At 64.6% G+C, this 18,066-nt stretch carries 12 protein-coding genes; 4 read left to right on the forward strand and 8 right to left on the reverse strand.

The genetic code is table 11. The annotated features are described in order from the left end of the window. The first annotated feature begins 13 nt into the window (after positions 1-13). Entirely contained in the window at positions 14-2,107 is a 2,094-nt protein-coding gene (locus ACIHAD_RS46765) for a UvrD-helicase domain-containing protein (protein ID WP_397361329.1), read from the forward strand. Here the strand turns inward: ACIHAD_RS46765 and ACIHAD_RS46770 are convergent. Further along, positions 2,088-4,052, reverse strand: coding sequence for a DNA translocase FtsK (locus ACIHAD_RS46770; protein ID WP_397361330.1), 1,965 nt, complete (start codon positions 4,050-4,052; stop codon positions 2,088-2,090). The two genes, ACIHAD_RS46765 and ACIHAD_RS46770, sit on opposite strands and share 20 nt — an antisense overlap. A gap of 286 nt (positions 4,053-4,338) precedes the next feature. Between ACIHAD_RS46770 and ACIHAD_RS46775 the strand changes: the two genes are divergently transcribed. Further along, positions 4,339-4,764, forward strand: coding sequence for a very short patch repair endonuclease (locus ACIHAD_RS46775; protein WP_397361331.1), 426 nt, complete (start codon positions 4,339-4,341; stop codon positions 4,762-4,764). A 288-nt stretch (positions 4,765-5,052) separates the two neighbouring features. Here ACIHAD_RS46775 and ACIHAD_RS46780 read toward each other — a convergent pair whose 3' ends face one another. Continuing rightward, positions 5,053-5,433, reverse strand: a complete 381-nt coding sequence (locus tag ACIHAD_RS46780; protein ID WP_357988551.1) for a hypothetical protein — start codon at positions 5,431-5,433, stop codon at positions 5,053-5,055. Between the two features lie 1,252 nt (positions 5,434-6,685). Beyond that, positions 6,686-7,618, reverse strand: a complete 933-nt coding sequence (locus ACIHAD_RS46785; protein WP_397361332.1) for a hypothetical protein — start codon at positions 7,616-7,618, stop codon at positions 6,686-6,688. Positions 7,619-8,419: 801 nt separating this feature from the next. Between ACIHAD_RS46785 and ACIHAD_RS46790 the strand changes: the two genes are divergently transcribed. Beyond that, on the forward strand, positions 8,420-9,301 hold the full coding sequence (locus ACIHAD_RS46790) for a hypothetical protein (protein ID WP_397361333.1): 882 nt from the start codon (positions 8,420-8,422) through the stop codon (positions 9,299-9,301). A gap of 29 nt (positions 9,302-9,330) precedes the next feature. After that, entirely contained in the window at positions 9,331-9,651 is a 321-nt protein-coding gene (locus ACIHAD_RS46795) for a hypothetical protein (RefSeq protein WP_397361334.1), read from the forward strand. A 260-nt stretch (positions 9,652-9,911) separates the two neighbouring features. Here the strand turns inward: ACIHAD_RS46795 and ACIHAD_RS46800 are convergent, their stop codons facing one another. From ACIHAD_RS46800 to ACIHAD_RS46820, 5 genes are all read right to left on the reverse strand, one after another. Further along, positions 9,912-10,118 (reverse strand): hypothetical protein, encoded by a 207-nt coding sequence (locus ACIHAD_RS46800; RefSeq protein WP_397361335.1) that lies wholly within the window; start codon positions 10,116-10,118, stop codon positions 9,912-9,914. Between the two features lie 700 nt (positions 10,119-10,818). Then, on the reverse strand, positions 10,819-12,006 hold the full coding sequence (locus tag ACIHAD_RS46805) for a hypothetical protein (RefSeq protein WP_397361336.1): 1,188 nt from the start codon (positions 12,004-12,006) through the stop codon (positions 10,819-10,821). Further along, positions 12,003-14,930, reverse strand: coding sequence for a DEAD/DEAH box helicase (locus tag ACIHAD_RS46810; protein WP_397361337.1), 2,928 nt, complete (start codon positions 14,928-14,930; stop codon positions 12,003-12,005). The genes ACIHAD_RS46805 and ACIHAD_RS46810 overlap by 4 nt, the downstream gene beginning before the upstream one ends. Before the next feature lie 16 nt (positions 14,931-14,946). Further along, positions 14,947-16,029 (reverse strand): hypothetical protein, encoded by a 1,083-nt coding sequence (locus ACIHAD_RS46815; RefSeq protein WP_397361338.1) that lies wholly within the window; start codon positions 16,027-16,029, stop codon positions 14,947-14,949. Positions 16,030-16,213: 184 nt separating this feature from the next. Continuing rightward, the gene (locus ACIHAD_RS46820; RefSeq protein WP_397361347.1) at positions 16,214-17,833 is read right to left on the reverse strand and encodes a DNA methyltransferase; all 1,620 of its coding nucleotides are present in this window, start codon (positions 17,831-17,833) and stop codon (positions 16,214-16,216) included. Between the last annotated feature and the right edge of the window lie 233 nt (positions 17,834-18,066).

Raw genomic sequence — 18,066 nt, forward strand, 5'->3', positions numbered from 1 at the left:
GAGGAGGGGCGCGATGCCACGTCTGGGCATCCATCAGGACTTCCTGCAAGATCTCATTCGGCTGGACCGCCCTATCCAGCAGAAGGTCATCGACACGATCGCCAAGTTCGAACAGACCGCACACGCCGGGGCGCATTTGGAAAAGCTCAACGACATCCGCGATCAGCGATTCAAGAGCATCCGGATCAACCGCAAGTACCGCGGTATCGTCCTGGTTCCAGAGTCGGGCGACACCTTCACCCTGCTGCGTGTGGACAATCACGACGAAGCTTATGAGTGGGTACGAAATCGGCGCGTCTCGGTGAATATGGTCACCGGCCATATGGAGATCCGTGATGACGCGATCATCGACGACACGATTGAAGGACTGACGGGGGCTCCCATCGAGTCCACACGTCCGCTTTTCGAGCATGTCTCCGACGCCGACCTGATTCGGCTGGGCATCGACGAACAGATGCTCAGGTTCGCCCGGATGCTCACCAACGTGGACATGCTGGAGGCGTTGGACGGCAAACTGCCGCAGATTCAGTACGACGTGCTCTTCGGCCTTGCCGCCGGCATGTCGCCGGAAGACGTCTGGAACGACGTGGTAGGCGCCGCCCTACCGGAAAAGATCGATCCGGAAGACCTCGTCGCCGCCACCCAGCGGATGCCGCACAAGGTGGCGCTGGTGGAAGGGCCGGACGAACTGATGGAGCTGTTCGCCAAACCCTTCGCGAGATGGCGGGTCTACCTGCACCCGTTGCAGCACGAAGCCGCCTTCCGGACGTACACGGGCGCCGCTCAGGTGATCGGCGGCCCCGGCACCGGCAAAACCGTGGTGGCACTCCATCGCGCCCGACACCTGGCCCAACAGGGCGGCCGGGTATTGCTGACCACCTTCACTGCAACGCTGGCCCGCTCGCTGGCCGAATCGCTGCGGCTGCTGGAAACCGACGACGAGGTGCTGGCCCGCATCGACGTATTGACCGTTGACCAGGTGGCCCGACGGCTGGTGGACGAGCACGTCGGGAAGTTCACGCTTTTGCGCAACGAAGAGGAGAAGGAGATCTGGCGGCGGATCACCCGGCGTCGGAGCCTGGACTTCACCGAAAAGTTCCTCCATGAGGAGTGGCGGCAGGTCGTTCTCGCACAGGAAATCACCTCCTCCGACGACTACCTGTCCGCACGTCGAACCGGGCGCGGACGACGACTCGGATCACTGCAGCGTGCCCAGATCTGGCGGGCCATCGCCGAGTTCGAGCAGGAGTTGACCGAGCACAACTACCGCACCTTCGAGACGATCTGCGTCGAGGCGAAGCGTGTGCTGGACGAGCTGGACACCCGGCCGTACGAGCACGTGATCGTGGATGAGGCCCAAGACCTCCACCCGGTGCGTTGGCGAGTGCTCCGGGCCGCAGTCGCCGAAGGCCCGAACGACCTGTTCATCGCCAACGACACTCACCAGCGGATCTACGACAACCGGGTCTCCCTCAACTCGATCGGTGTTCAGCTCGCGGGCCGATCCACCAGATTGAAGATCAACTATCGGACCACCGAGGAAATCCTTACGTGGAGCTGCGCCATGCTGGCCGGCGAGAAAATCGACGATCTCGATGGTCGGCGGGCAAGCCTGACCGGTTGTCGCTCCGAGGTCCACGGCGCCAAACCCGAGCTGTACCGCGCGCCGACCAAGAATGCCGAACTGGCGCACCTGGTCGAGGCCGTACAGGCCTGGCTCGACGCCGGAGTGGAGCCGGAAGAGATCGGGATTGCGGCCCGCTCCGAAATGCTGGGGCAGTCAGCCGCGGAAGCCCTGGTCCGCGCCGCCATCAACGCGTGCTATCTCTCACGCGACCGTGACGGCGTGAATGGCCACGTCCGGATTACGACCATGCACCGGATGAAGGGCCTGGAATTCCGCTGCGTAGCGGTGATCGGCGTCAGCGCCAATCAGTTGCCCGCCGCGAACGCGGTCACACCGCCAGAAGAGGACGCAACCACCCACTGGAACGACCTCCAGCGGGAACGCTGCCTGCTCTTCGTTGCCAGTACCCGTGCCCGCGAACGCCTCCGTGTCTCCTGGCACGGCGACCCCAGCCCGTTCCTCAACCTCGCCAGTGGCTGACGATCGCCGCGATCTCCTCATCCGAGATCGCGGCGAGTCTGATCTCGTATGGCACCCTGCCTCTGCCAGCCAGGAACAACCCTGTGCCCGGACGCAGTGACTCGGCCCCCACGCGATCGAGAATGCACACGCTCTCCTCGGCCGTGGCCACGGGAAGGGACAACCGGGCCGAGAAGTAGCCCTTGATCCGGCCACTAAGTTCCCTCTGGGAGGGCACAGCCGTACGAGCGATGATATGAAACCCCACCGCGCGACCTTCTCTGGTGAGTTCTGTGATCGCTTCACTGTCGCCGACCTTGGTCAGTTCGTCGATGACCACGACCACGTCCGGATGGGCCAGCTCGGTGTCGCCGAGCGCGCCGATGGGGGTCGGTGTCCTGGCTTCGCGCACCTCTCGGTTGAACTGCTCGGTCGTACGGCAGCCCCGTGCAGTCAGATCGGCGTAACGACACTCCACCTCGGCCAGCGCCCAGTTGAGTGGGTCACTCTTGGCCTGCTCGACCAAGTGGGGGAGAGCTGTGAAGGGACCCGTCCGACCGGACATCACCAGACGGAGACGCTTCGGATGGCGTCGCATCGCGAGCGAGGCGACGATGCTTCGAAGAGGGTCCAACCGCCCCCCGCTTCCACCGATCAGGAAATGCGGTGATTCGTTGAGCTTCAGGAAGGCGGGTGTTCCATCATCGGCGCGGCCGAGGCCTACCAGCAGAGAGTCGCCGTCGGGCGCTTCACGGAGGATGTCACCAAGGCTGAGCAGGTCGGGATCCCGATGGGGCACTTCGACGCCGATCGCCACCACGCCCGGCAGGGGAGACGTTGACCGTTCCATGGGCACGAGTTGAGTTCCACTGTTGTTCACGGCCGCGGTGAAGTCGGCGGTCAAAGCGAAGACCGCGGCCGCTGGCGTTGTGGGACCGAGCCTTACCTCAAACCGGGTCAACTGAGGCGTCCGGGTGTACCCGGCGACCTTGGCATCGATCCGGGCCCTATGTAGGACCTGATCGATGGCTTTGGCCATGGCATCATCGGCGTCAGTGTGTCTGCGCTCAGGCGTGCCGGACTTCAAAAGCCGGTCGGGTGGAAGTCGATCAACCTTCTTGTCCGCATTTTTGGGAGCGGGTGGGCGCATGGCCCGGAGCAAAGTAGCCACCTCGACGGCCGACTGCGGGCGCCCCTCCGGCTTCTTGGCGAGGAGCCGGAGGATCAGATCCTCCAACGGGGAGGGGATATCGCCGCGGATGTCGCGAGGGGGCGTCGGTGCCTCGGTGGCGTGCTTGAAGAGGATCTGCCAGACGCTCCCGTGGAAGGGCCGAACACCGGTAACCATCTCGTAGAGCACACACCCCAGCGAATAGAGGTCGCTGCGCTCGTCCGGCGCGCCGTCGGTCTGTTCGGGTGCCGCATAGGCCGGAGTACCGGCCTGCATTGTGGCCCGGCCCTTGTCGATGACCCTGGCGATGCCGAAATCACAGATCTTCGGTCGGTCGCCCGGCAGGAGCATGATGTTCGCCGGCTTGATGTCGCGGTGGATGACCTTCTTGTCGTGCGCGGCGGTGAGCGCCTCCGCCAGGCGGATCCCGATGGTGATAACCCGCTCGAGCGGAAGGCCGTTCAGGGCCTTGGACATGACTTTCGCCAGGTCCTTGCCGTCGAGGAGCTCCATCACGAAGAACAGCTGCCCGTTGTCCTCGTCAGCGTCGTGGACGACGACGATGCCGGGGTGCTGGAGCTGGCCACAGAGCTTGGCCTCAGCGCGGAAACGATCTATCCGTCGCGGGTCGGGGTCCACGTGGTTGGGGAAGACCTTTACGGCCACCTCGCGATCCAAGCGCAGGTCAAAACCCTTCCAAACTTCACCCATGGCCCCGGCGCCCAGCTTCTTGCCCAGACGGTACCGGCCGGCCAATGTGACACCGCCAAGCACGGCGTCCTCCCATCTGATCAAGACATCAGTCCCCGATGCGGATCGTAGTCGGTCCATGCGCTCTCGTCGCTATTGCAGGCGCATGAGGGTTCCTGGACAACGCAGGCATGCCGAACTTGATGCCTTCCAGGACTACCAGTACGCCCATGACGGAACAGTTGTCGATCTATTCGCTCACTGCCGGTCACACGCGCCGTGACGCAGGGCACTGACCGGCCCTGGCACACTTCCGCGCCGAGATATCTTGGTAAGAGAAGGTTGAGACTTCACGGGACCAGCCCAAAAGTGTCCGATATCCTTATCGATCATGACTACCGCCCAGCCCGTACCTCGTGATGAAGGTGTCTCGCGTCGGATGCGCTCGCAACGCGAGTTCGACACCGGCATCGAGGTCGAGCTGCGCAAGCTGCTATGGCGCCGAGGTCTGCGCTACCGGGTTCATGCCCAAGTCATCCCGGGCACCCGCAGGAAAGTGGACCTGGTCTTTCCCGGAGCTAAGGTTGCTGTTTTCATCGACGGCTGCTTCTGGCATGGGTGCCCCAGGCATTACACGGCGCCGGCGAACAATAACGACTGGTGGCTGAATAAGATTCATAAGAATCGGACACGCGACATAGACAGCTTCAAACGCCTGCAGGCGGCCGATTGGCGTGTAATCCGGGTGTGGGGCCACCAGGATCTAGCCGTCGCAGCTGACAGAATCGAAGCAATCGTCCGAAGCCGTCGATGTTGATGAAGGCGAAAGAATTTTTGTGCAGTCCAAGATGGCTGCCTTATCTTACACGGGCCGCGCTTTTGATGAACCCCCGATTTGATGAACCCCCGATTTGATGGACTGCTCGGTCGGCCAGATGTGGTTCAATGTGCCGCCCCGCAGATCTGCGTAGCGAAACAGCAGCCTGACAACTTTCACGCGAAGCGCAAAGCTACTGCAAGTTGGTCAACTTGCGGCAGGCTCCTATGTCCGGCCAACGGCTCTCCGCCTTATTCACCCGTAGACATTGATTACTCCAGTGGTCCTTTAGTAGTCGGGGTTCAGCCTCCTGAGGGCTTCATCCCAGTCGTAGGGGACCAGGGCGTACGTCTGGAGTAGGAAATCCTCCAAGTCATGGCGCAGGATCCAAGCTTGAAGCGGATCCGTCCAGGGAAGCTGAATAACGGCCTGTAGCCACCCGAAGCCCACGTCCTGCAGGCAAATGTCCTTACAGGAGCAGCCGTCGGGCGAACATACGCGGTTGAGCCCGGCGGCGACGGTATCCCGAGGGATAAAGAAAGCTGCGAGCTGCGGAACGTGCACATATACATCGAACGGCGCCTCGGTGTCGTCGTACCTAAAGAACGCAGACAGCTTCGTGCTGTCAGCGTCGAGGTAGAGAGGAACGCATGTCGTAACTCTCGCCATGGAAGCTCCCTTGGCTTGGTCGGTGGAGGTCGGAGGGTTCTTAGCCCTTACTGCGGCTGCCGAGAGCGCTGGCCTGGTTTGCCAACCAAGTCAGAGGTACGGACTGATCGATTTCTCCCTTAAAGGCGAATCTGGGCGGCTCCTTCTGCAGATTATTGGCACTGCAAGTAGGCCCCTCTTGGGGCCTGGGCAGAACGGTATTCGGGCAAGGTGAATCAATGCGCTCAGGCCGGATCAAACGTAAGATCTCGACCTTGCTCCGGAAAGGTACCGTACATCTTGTCCAGCCGCATAGTGGGGTTTTGTCCAGTTTGATCATTGGTGGGGCCATGCGTGATTATTTGTCGGAAAACTCGTCCCAAAAATGTTGGCGAGCGCCGTGCGGTGGGTCAGATGGAGAGCCTGCTGAGGCCTTGACCGTTGGTTCGGGCGCGACCGTTTCAGAGGTTGAGGTAACGACGCCGAGCGAGAAAGATGGCCGACACCGTAAGTTCGCCTGCGCCTGGCATCAGGAGCGGGGAAGGTCGGGTCGGAGGCGTTGTGTGGTCTAAGTGGTTCAAGCGGATCGGTTGTGGCGGTGCTCCGCCACGGACGTGCGGCGCCGGGCGGGCACGGACGAATAACTCGCGGGCGCGAGGGTGGGACTGGCCCGGTAAGTGATTGGGGGATCGACGCTCGTATTGGGTTTTGCCTGTGCACGCCTTTGGGCAGCTTGCTCGTGTGACCCTATGGGGAGAGGCTTGGCGGGGGTTGGATGGCTCCCAGTTGGTCGCTAGCCCAAGGCGCCTTCGGTGCGTGGGGACGCGCGCATAGGGAGAATGCCTATGAGGTTATGTCAATGCACGTTTGACAGGGGTTTGGTGTGTCAAATATATGCTGATAAGAGCCGTTCGCAACTACCTATTGCCCTCAAGTCCGATAGTCCTAATCCTGGGCATCGGATAAGTCTCTTTGGGGCCCTATCCGCACCTTCTCTCCGGTTATCGACCCTACTGGGATCTTCAATGAGGCATAGCGTCCTGTTATCAGCATCTGGGCCTGGAGAAAGCGTGCTATTGATATAGGAGTGGGCCACTCCTCGTGGCCGTGGCTTGAGCTGTGGTTAAGCGGCGTCGTGGTATTCGTTGATCGTGCCTGTGGCGACGAATTTTCGGCGGATGAATCGCAGATCGCTCACATCGCGGACGGACTGCGTGTGCAGTATGGCCAGAAGGTGCGCTCCCACCTACGGTTCAGAACTCGCTCAAGCTCTTTAGTCCGCGCGATGGCCCGCTTGCCACAGGTGGTGGCAGCGTTGGCATCGGTAGACGTTCCAGTCGACGTAGTGCCATGGTGCGGAGGTGTCGTCAGCGGCGGCTTCTGGGTCGTCGTAGGCCCAACCCTGGTAGGTGCCGATGTCGACGTCTGAGGCTCCGCAGCGTCGGCAGGGGTTTCGGGGTGTCCGCGACCACTGATGATCACAGGTGGTACACATCAGGCGGATGCGTCCGTCAGGCAGCGGGCTGCCGTGCACCTCGTCTTCTGAGCCACACACTGGGCAGTCCAAATCAGTGCGTGGCCCTGTCGGCAAGGTCTCGCGAGGAATGAGCTGCGGCATGCCGTACCTATCGATTTGGATGTCAAAGGCGCGTCGCACGCCGGGCGCTACTGCCCAGAACACGGTCGCGCCGAGCCTCGACAGCGCGGCGATCTTACGCTGTGTTGTACTCATCGGCGCTGTGACCTGGCGCGCCGTCGCGGTACGCATGTGGTCGAGCATGCGGTCCAGTGACGCGGTATCGCGCTTGGCCTCTGCTACCACCACTGGCCGTCCAGCCTCGTCAAAGGTCCCCAGGTCGAATGCGCCGTACTCGAACGCCACTAGCCGTGCCGGCCAGCGATGCTCGGTCACCAACTCGGTGAAGGCCGCGATTTGCACCAGGTACTCGCGATTGAGCGATGGGGTGGGACCTTGTGAGAAGAGGTTGTACGGTCCTTTGCCGGGTGCCGCGCCGGCGAGCCGGAACACTCCGTCGGGTTGTATCTTTACCAGCCCCGCGCCGACAGCGTGGATCAACCCGTTGGCCTCGTTTAAATCGAGTGGCGGGTGCAGTCGTAACGCCTGAGCGGACAGGCCTCGCTCGCGGGCGAAAGCCGACGCCCAGTTGTCCAGTTGGGTACGACAGGCTGCGAGGAGATCATCCATGGGCACTCCCGATGTCCTGCCTCACCCTAAACCGGCCAACCGACGATGCGTGCTGGATGTCTTCCGGCTGCTGGCCGCATACGTGCTCTTCCGCCCGCGCTCGCGTACGTACGGTGCGCGGCTGACACCGTGCTCGGTCCGTGCTCGCACGCCCCGTCACACGCCGTTAGGGACCGATACGGTTCAAGAACACGTCCATCATGGCATGACAATCCAGAAACGCGACTCCACCAATCTCGGGGCAATTCATCCAGTGCGGAGCCTTGGCGGCGTCCTCCACGAGTACTCACATGCCCGCTTGAACTGCATGGAGGAGTTTCGGCGGGCGCAGTGCAACGCACACAGGGGGCGTGGCGCTGAGCGAATTGCACTGCTGCCCTGCGAGCCCGCCCCCCGCAGGTCTGTGGACGGGGGAGGCGTTCAGCGAGACCTGACACGCCAAGGATGCCCGTAGGTACTGTGACTAACTGACCACACCTCAACCCCGCCAGTGTTTCCACGATGTGAAAACTCTTGTATGGCCCCTGCGGTGGGGCGGACGGGCGGGTTGGGGGTCGTCCATCACCGCAGATCGCATGGTGTCAATTGAGCGCCGTGTGCAGGAGCCTTAGCCAGGCTGCGCTGGGATGTAACCCCATCCTGTCGTACCGGATCGTCGGTAGCTTCAGCCTCCCGCACAGGGTGCTCGATGGTGTTCTCAGCGTAGGGTCGCCAGCCGCCGCTCCGGCCGCTACTCCACATGCCAGAAAAAGTGGCGGAAAGCCGCGTGATGAAAACGCCACCTCGTGCTTATAGCAGGGCATGCGAGTAGAACTGGGGTCTGGGGTGGATATTGCCCGCAAGGAGACCCGCAACCTGATCAACGACGACAACGCCACCTTGGACGCCGCCATGACGGCGGCCGGGTGGGCGGCCGAGCACCTGAAAGACGGAGCGGTGTGGGTGGACCGGCTGCAGCGGGCCGGCCTCGATAGCGGGGTGGCCAAGGCCCTGAGCAGTCACGTCTTCGCTTACGCCTGGCCGACCCTGCTCAAGAAGATCCACACCCGCGAGATCATCGAAGACTGCAAGGCGCGGTTCAAAAGGACACTCGTGGACTTCACTTCGAGCGAGCGCGAGGTCCTCCGCTCCTCCAGGGACCAGCGGGCTACCCTGGCCGTCGGCACCATGCTGGCTGCTATCGACCCGTTCCTGGAGGCCGTGTACGCCGGGCGGTGGGAGCCCGGGTACGCGTCCCTGCCGAGCTTCTTCGTAGGGGCCTGTATCAACCACTTCCCGGGCACTTTTAAGAAGTGGCGAGACGAGCGGCAGGAATTGCTGGTCGGCCTGGCCTCCGACGCCACCTTGCAGCTGCGCACGCCGGTGGACTCGCCCTTCGAGCGGGTGGAGCTGGACGACACCATCCAGATCATCCTCGACGGCTCCGACATCGACACGCGGACGATGTGCGTGATGATCGGGCTCGGTTATACCCGGGCCGAGGTCGCTGCGCACCTGCAGATGTCGGAAGGCGCGGTCAACCAGCGGCTGTGGCGGCTGCGCCAGCATGCCTGGGGTCTGGCCGACCAGGGCCGCATCATGCCGCCAACCCGAAGGGAACGCCCCGCGCAGCGGTCCGGCCCCGGACGCGCTCGTGGTCGCCGAGCGCGCGGTGCCTCCCGTACCAGCCCGAGGGCTCGATGACGCCCGCGGTACGAGCTGTCCTCAGCACGGTGGGTGGCGGGGGCGCCCTCGCCGCCGCTGCCTACTTCTCGCCCACCCTCTTCTACGTGGTGGTCATGGCTCTGCTCGTCTCCGTGGTGGGCATCGTGGTCATCGTGGGCTGCGTCATCCACCGGGACTCCGACAAGCCCATCGAGCGGGTGATGCGCATCATCGAGGCCTTCCTTCCGGCGTCCAAGGACCCGCAGCCGCCTGACCCTGTTCCCGATTCGCCAGCATTCCCCGAGGTCCCCGAGCAGCCGGCGCTTCGTCCAGCCCGTCCCCACCGGCGTTCGCGGCGCCGCCCGTCCGCTGACTCGGGAAAGCGATGATGGCCCCGGACTGGAACGCCACGCTTCGGGGCGGACAGCCAGCAGGCAGGTCGCAGGCCCCCCACCTGCGACGGGCGAGCGCACAGGGCAACCGCCCGGGCCTCAGGCTACCGGCCCCTGGCTGTTCCTGCGGTCGGGAGCGCGGTGGGGCGTCCGGGGTTGATGGATGGCTTCTGGTGGGCTCGGGGGGGGCGCAGGCCCAGAACCCCCAGCGCCGCGGGCGTACCGTCCACCTAGCGGGCGCGTGGGTTGCGCACCCGCTAGGCGAATGACACCCCCGCCTCGGTCCGGTCGGGCGGGCGCGGGAACGGCGTCGGTCCGGCGTTCAGGGACTTGAACCGGCCCATGTGTTTACCTAGATCCATCAGCGGATTCCGAGCCTGTTGAGCGGTACAGGTGCCAGTCGGATGAGCGGTGACGCCCAGGATATGCACGCGTCGCATCTCGATCTCAATGACGAACAGCACGTACAGGCGTTGAGGAACTTGGTGTCCACGTGGAGAAAGTCACATGCCAAGGAGCCGGAGCTTGCTCGGTGAGAAACTGTCGCAGGGGCGGTGAGGCCCGGCGCGGCGCCGGGCCCAGTCCTGCTGCCGTCAGGATTCGGCGGATGCTGCTCTTTCCGGACATGGTGCCCGAGGCCAGGAAATTCGCTTTTGAGGCGCCGACATCCCCACCGACGGGTCCTCAGCGGCTAGCCGGGTGGCCAGGCCGCGTACCTCCACCGGTATTGGCGGTCGACCTGCCGCGTTTGGGATAGGTCCCTCTCTTCGCCGCCTGCCGCCGATGCCAGGCGAGCATCGTGCCCGCAGTCACGATCCGATGCAGCCGAAGAGATCCAGAAAGGAACCACGTCAGCGCGGCCAACAGGGCTCGGTCGGTCCAGTCCGGTTTCGGCCGGGTGACCTGACGACGTAGCACCACCACCTCGTGCCGCAGTATCAGGAGTTCCACGTCCTTGGGATGTATCGCTCCGCGCGAGCAACACCCGGCCAGCCAGACACCCGGATGGCAAGCAGGTAGAGGAGACGAAAGAGCACGAAGACCGAGCGTAGAAGGGGTGGGCCAGCTATCACGCACGGATTCTGGCGCCCCACAGGACGATGTTCTTCGACACCCGCAGGACGGTAGTAGAGAAGGGCATACCTGAGAGACACGGACGGATCTTCATCCTTCGTCGAGGTCGAGAGTGCCGTATCCGGCCTCGCGGGCATGCCTTTGCAGGTCATCGATAGTGATGTGGGCGTCCGGTTCGAGCTGTCGACAGACGCGTTCGAGGAATGCCGTCATGTCTGGCCCGGTGCGGCGGGTCGCCGTGGCGTAGGCCAAGGCTCGGTTGAGGACGGCTTTGGTCCGAGTAGGGGCGTCGTCGCACCACAGTTGGAGGACGTGGCTGCGCGGTGCAACGTACGAGCCGAGCATCCTCAGGGAGAAGGTGCCCTTGTCCCGTGCCCCGATCGTGCGGCCCAAGTAGCGGGAAGGCGGCAGGACGAGCCGGAAGCTGTAGTGGTCGACCCAGGCAAGTGCCTGCGGGGCGATCCCTCGTTCGCGCATCCACTCCGCGAAATGGTCGCGCGGCTGCTCGGAGTCGGAGCTCTCCATCACGTGCGTGGCCGTCGGCCAGGAGTTGAGGATCTCCTCCAGGTGATGGTCCCGTTGCTCGGCGACGCCGGAGTAGACGAGCGTCGTGAGCCGCTGGCCGTCGTGCGCCCTGACGGTGTAGCAGGGCAGGAACGCCCGGCCCACCTCTAGGACCTCGAGGTTGAGCAGCTCGTCCGGCAAGTCGTACTCGCCCCGGTCGGGACGCCGGGCAAGCTCCCCGACGGCGCCCGGACGGAAGCCACACGCCTCGGGGAGGAGGCGGAAGGCCCGCTGGGCGTATGCGGCATCCCGGTCGAGGATCTGGACGCCGCGGGTGTAGTGGGCGGTACGCAGTGGCTCGCATCGCACGCCGTCGAAGTACAGGCGTAGCCGTTCCTGCTTCTCGGTGTAGCGGCGGTCGGCGCGGACCGACCGCAGGCCGCGCTCGGTGAGGGAGAGGGCGTCGGCGCTGCCCTGCAGGTGGCCGATGCCGCCCAGGAAGCGCAGCACCCGGTCGACCATGTGCTCGGAGACTCCCAGGAACACGGCGATGTCCTGGAGGCGGGTGAACCGGCCCTCGGCGATGGCGAGGCCGACGTACCGGTCGAGGAGGTCGAACGGGCCGCGTTCCTCGATGATCGCCGAAAGCTCCGCGGCGTGTAGGGGGAAGGCGAGCGCGTGGATCCGTACGGGCCGGACGCCGGGCAGGTCGGCGGCGTGTTCCAGGGCGCGGGTCTGGGGGTACAGGATCGTGTCGGCCGACGTGCTGCTCATGGGCTCTCCCCGAGGCGTCGCATGATCTCGCGGTAGCCGCGCAGGTCCTCGGAGGTTTGCACGTGGTCGTGCAGCGCCTGTGCGAGGTCGCGGAAGCCGGGGTCGGTGGCGTTGAGGAGCGTGGTGAGATCACCGACGAGGATCAGCCGCTGCTTGGCACGGGAGAAGGCCACGTTGGAGCGGCGTACCTCGCGGAGGAAGCCGACGTTGCGGTACGGGTTGCTGACCGTGAACCCGAAGAGGATCGTGTCGTGCTGGCCGCCCTGGAACGAGTCGACGGTCGCCACCCGGCGGGCGACGACGCTCTCGTCGCCGATGCGCCGGGCGAGCAGTGAGGTGACCAAGCCGATCTGAGCCGAGTACGGGAGAATGACCGCCCAGTCATCGGACTGCGCGTGGTAGTGGGCCGCCAGGAGCGCCAGCAGCCTGGCCTCGCACTCGTTCAGCCGGCTGTCCTTGGGCCAGGGCTCGTCCGCGCGGGGTTTGCGGTCGCGCCGCGCGCGCTCCGGGAGCTCCGCGGTGTCGACGAACGCCACGGGAGCGGCGAACAGGTCGTCGTGGTGGACCCGTCTCACGTCGGTTTCCAGGAGACCGCCGTAGAAGTGGCGGGAGATGAAGCGGGCCAAGCTCTCGGGCATCCGCCGCTGGAAGCGCAGCAGCTCCTTGTTCTCCGGGGGCGTCGAGGGGAACAGTAGCTCGAAGGCGCTGTCGGTGATGAGCCGGGCCAGCCCGGAATCGCCGGGGTGCTCCGCCGCGGCCCAGGCGACCAGCCGCTGATCCGGCAGCGGCGGCAGCTGGACGTGGTCGCCGACGAGGACGGCCCTGCGTGCCCGGACCAGCGGGACGAGCAGGTCGGCCGTGCTGATCTGGCCGGCTTCGTCGACGATGGCCACGTCGAAGTCGACGTTGTCGAGATGCTCGCTCGTCGCGGTGCCGATGCAGGTCGCGCCGACCACGTCGGCGTATCTGACGAGCTCGCCGTACAACTGCTCGGTGCGCCGCTCGAGTTGTCCGCGCCAGGACGTCAGGAGATCGAGCCGCCTGCGCATCAGCCCGAGTGCCGAGCCCGCGGCGGGCAGGAACGCGGCCAACTTCGCCGGGTCGGCACTGATCTCGGGCGTCTCGCCGTCGAGCGGTCCGCGCAGGGACGTGGCGACCTGCGCGGCCCGCTCGGCGCGGGTTCGTTGCCCGGCCAGGTCGCGCTCGTGAGCCCGGCGGGCGGCCACGAGGTCGGGATGCGTGGCACGGACCTGGTCGAGCTCAGCCGCCAATCGTGTCTGGTCCTGCGCGATCGCGGTCAGCGTCCGGCGGATGCCCTCGGACTCGGCGGCCGTCGCGGACCGCTCCGCTTGGAGGCGGGTGAGCCGCCGCAGGAAGAACCGGCCGACCAGTGGGAGGTCGGCGGCCCGCTGTGCCCTGCCCAGCACGCGGTCGAGCCGTTCAAGAGCCTGGACGTGCCCGGCGAGCAGGTCCTCGTGGCGGCGCCCCTCGTCGTCCAGGGCACTCGTCCGCCGTCGAAGATCGGCGGTCACGGCATCTTCCCGCTCGGCCAGCGCGGCGGCGCTCCGCCGGACGTCCGCACCGGCCTCCTCCAGACGCCGCAGATCCTCGGTGAGCTGCCGGAACAAGGCGTCCGCCGGGCCATGCGAAGCCGCGGCGCCGTAGCGGGCGAGGACGGGCTCCGTCCGCTCGGCGATACGCCGCTGGAGCTCGACCGCCCGCGCCTCCAGCATCAGGTGCTCGCAGCCCGGTGTGACGCCGTCCTCCCGGCCGATCCGCAGGACCAGCAGGTCCTCCGGTAGGTCCTGGAGCACGTTGTCGACCGCTCGGTTGGTGTAGGAGGAGATGAGGACCTTGCGCTGCTCCTCGGCGCAGGCCAGGACGACCTGGCGGATGGTGTGCGTCTTGCCGGTTCCGGGTGGTCCCTGGACGAGGGCGAGGTCGGGAACGGCCAGCGCCTTGTGGAAGGCGTTGAGCTGGCTGGCGTCCAAATGCTCGCGGGGACGGCGCCCGAGCGCGGGGGCGAAGGGCTGGAAGCGGCGGTCGACCAGCGCGGTCAGCAGCAGCGGATTGCGGGCCCGGCCCTCCCGCAGGATCTCGATGGCCGCGCGCTTCTTGTCGTAGGCGATCAGGTTGGGCGATTCGGCGAAGGCGCCGCTCTCGGGAATGCGGCCAAAGTCCACGGGCCGTTCGAACCGTACTGTTGCCACGCCCTCGTCGATCCGTTCGATCCGGCCGCGCAGGTCGGGCTCGCCGTCGATGTGCACGCGGGTGCCGACGGTCAGCCGGTTGGCGTCGACGAGCTGGAAGGCGTGCACCGACCGTGCGGAGCGGCGGGTCGCGGCCACCGAGGTGACGCGGTGGTACGGGACGAGCCGGCTGGCGTCACCGGCCGAGGCCTCGATTCGCCGCCCCTGGTCCACCAGTGTGGCAAGCCGATCGAGATAGGCGGTGTGGGAGGCCCGTACCGTGGGGTCTTGATCGGGCGGTGCGGTGACGCCGGTGGCCCAGGCGGTCTGGACGGCTGGCCAGCCGGAGGAGTGATGCAGCTGGTAGGGGTGGTCGAAGACTCGCCATTGCCCGGCGCGCAGCAGCAGGCCGCCCCGCACGATCTGGTCGTGGTCGCTGAAGTGCATCGGATGGATCCAGCCGATCCGGTAGCCGCGCAAGTCCTGGGTGGGGAAGAGCATGAGAGCGTATCGGCCGTCGATGTAGATTTTGAGAAGGTCGCCACGGCCCTCGCGGCCGCGCTCCAGACGAGCGGGGATCAGATTCTGCGGCCCGGCCGCCCACAGGTCGTGGCAGATCCCTTCCAGCCCTGGTAGGAGCGGATGGCGTTCGCGCTGCCCGACCAGCTTGCCGGGAAAGTTCTTGGACCAGAGCAGACCGACCTCGGGACCGAGGTCGACGACGCTTCTCTCCACGATCTGCTCCTTCGCCTCAGATGCGCAGTCCCGTGCCGAGTTCCGCGATGTCGCCGCGCTTGGCCGGGTCGGGTGAGAGCGCGCGGTCGAGGGCGCGGGCGAAGCGCTCCGGGACAGCGGGGTTCAGGACTGCGGCCGAGACGAGCGGAACAGGTGGGCGCCCGGTTACCGTCATGTGGATCAGCTCGGCCAGCCGGCGGACGTCCTCGGCGGGTTCGGTGGGACGCAGGAACGCATGGCCGGCGTCGCGCAGGAAGAGCGCTCCGTCCCGGTCAGTCATGATCGAATCGGGATGGAGGGCGCCATGAGCGAAGCCTCTGGCATGCAGGGAGGCCAGCCCTTCGCAGAGCCCGGCGGCTCCGGCGGCCAGGACACGTACGGCCTCGGCCTCGCGGCCCCGGCCGCCGTAGAAGCCGGCCAGGGTGGCGAACGAGGGAACCGCGGTGACCAGCACCGCCGTCTCCGCCGTCATGGATGCCGCGACGGGCGATGGCAGGCCGGGGAGCGCTTCGGTGAGCAGGCCAGCCTCGTCGGCCAGGGCGACGCGGCGTTCCAGGGCGTCGGAACCCGGCCATCTGGTGGCGATCCTGCGGATCCAGACGTGACGGCCGTCCGGCGCGAATGCGAACGCCCGGGACACGATCGCTGTGCCGTCCGCGGACCTCTCCTCCTCGGGATCGCTCGTGACCCGGTAGGCGACGTCCCCGATCTCTACGATCTCGCCAAGGCCCGTCGGCTCTTCGTCGAGTGGCTTGTCGGGCTCCGGTCGGGCCCGTTCGACGACCACCCACCCCTCATGCTCGGCCTTGATGGCGCGCAAATGCTCATCCGGCCACAGACCCGGCTCTTTGTCGATGGTTCGATGGCAGCTCGGGCACAGCAACATGAGGTTGCCGAGGCCATCGACTTCCGCTGGCCTGGCCGCCTCCCGGCGAGGCCCGTCCGGGGAGTGCGGCGCGATGTGACCCATCTCGCCGATGTGGTGGGTGCCGCCCTCGATGTCCAAGGGTCTGCGGCATATGGTGCATCGTCTGTCGGTCGCGTCGAAGAGCGCGCGCCGGATCTCGTTGGGGATGTGCTTGCGCTGAGCTTGCGCCACCCGAGGATGGTAGCGACTGCTGCTCCCAGACGACGGCTGTCCCGCAGAAGTCCCGCGCCTCGCTGCGCCAGTTGCTTGCCATCGGCAATCCGTCATGATCTAAGGCATGCGATGTGGAACGGCGTAATCACCCTGACGGACACGCTGCCGCTGACCGTCAAGGCCGCGTACCTGCATCGCGAAGTCAGTCGAGTGTCAGTTGCGTGTGTGCTGCGGGCCGGCGTTGTGCTTGTATATAGGGTAGAAGTGCGGGTGGAAGTTCGGGGCGTGTTCCAGTAAGAAGCTCTTCTACTGTAATTAATTGAAGTTTAGGGTAGGACCGGCCATGGCGTTCGGCATGGAAAAGTCCGGACCTGTTGACCTCGTGGAGCATTCCTCGTGTCGGGCGCTCCAAGGTAATAAGGATGCCGCCTGCAGCTCCTTGATGACCGACGGCACCAGCGAGATCACGGACCATATGAGGGCCGAGCTGTCGCCCGCCTTTGACAGAGATCAAAACCCGATCGGTTCCGCCTCGGCCGTCGATAGGAAATCTAATTACACCGTCGAAGCCCTTGTCGCCGACTTGCCTCTCGTTAGGCTGTCCGTCGATGAGGGAGACGGCCCAGCGTTCGAACTCGAACGGGGATCGATGGAACAGTGAACGAGCTGCTTCTATATCGTGCGGTATGCCTAGAACTGTAAAGGAGTCCATAACTGCATCGCCGTACACTCCGCGCAAGCGCTTTTCGATCAAATCTATCGCAAGATATGTGATGTCTATTCCTATCCAACGACGGCCCATTTTCTGGGCTGCGTCGATAGCGGTACCACAGCCACAGAATGGGTCTAGCACAACTTGGCCAGGGTTGCTGCTAGCGCAGACGATGCGTTCCAGGAGCTTAAGTGGCTTCTGCGTCGGGTACCCCAGACGTTCCTTGTCTGCAGAGGTGAGCCGGATGTCGGTCCAGACGTCTTGCAGAGGAACTCCTGGCTGCTCATCCAGATAGCGCTTGAACACCGGCATCCCGGTTCTGCGGAACTCTATCCGGCCTTCGGTCAGCAGCTGGTCGAGCTTCTCGCGGGAGTATGCCCAATGCCGACCGCGGTATGGGCGGACGCCCTGCCATTCAAAGTCGACATCACCGCCGGGTTTTGCGGCGGTCAAATCGCCTCGCCGATATCGCCTCCCCGTCTCAGCTTCGACGTGTGTGTAGTTCTTTTCGATTGACTTTGGATCGAAGGGGGTGTATTGAACGTTCCAGATGAATGTCCTGCCCGCAGTATAGAAAAGAATCACATCGTGTGATCTGCCATAGCGTAGAGAATCATTCTTCGCGCCTGCCCGCAGCCAGGAAATCTCGTTCCGGAAATTCTCGCCACCAAATAGCGCATCGAGTAGGATTTTTAGGTAGTGCGATGCGGTCGGATCGCAGTGAAGATAGAGCGAACCGGTGGGCTTCATAACGCGATACAGCTCTATCAGCCGAGCGGCCATCATTACCAGATAGGCCAGCACATCATTAGTTCCCAGCACCCTGCGCATAGCTTCCATCGCGTCCGCGAGTCGTGCAGGAGCGCCGCCGTTCAATAGTTGTTGATATTGAGCTTCGCTCTCCTGGCTCCATGTCCATGTGTCGTCGAATGCCTCTATCTGGGCTTGAGACTCTTGGCCTGTGCGATGACGGAAAAGGACGTTGTAGGAGCGGTTGGAGTTGAATGGCGGATCGAGGTAGACGAGGTCAACGGATCGGTCGTCGATGTGTCGGCGGAGTATGTCGAGATTATCACCATAGAAGAGGCGATTTCTCCATGCATCCAGCATTGGCACCCGCTTCATGCAACCGAGCCGCTTTGATAGACGGATCTCCCTTTTTTATAGATCGGAACTTGGAACGAGGCAATATGAAACTGTGTTCGATATGCGATGGAGAGTTCCAGCCGATCGAAAGCTCGCCAAGCTGCAAGTGGCTGATCTCCGGCTGGATGCCGTCGAAGCGCAAGACGACGGGGCAGTCAGCGAACCAGTACCCATCCCTGGCGAAACGCACGAGCACG

This window comes from Nonomuraea sp. NPDC052265 (genome assembly GCF_044547985.1).
In the GTDB taxonomy this organism is placed as follows: Bacteria; Actinomycetota; Actinomycetes; order Streptosporangiales; family Streptosporangiaceae; genus Nonomuraea.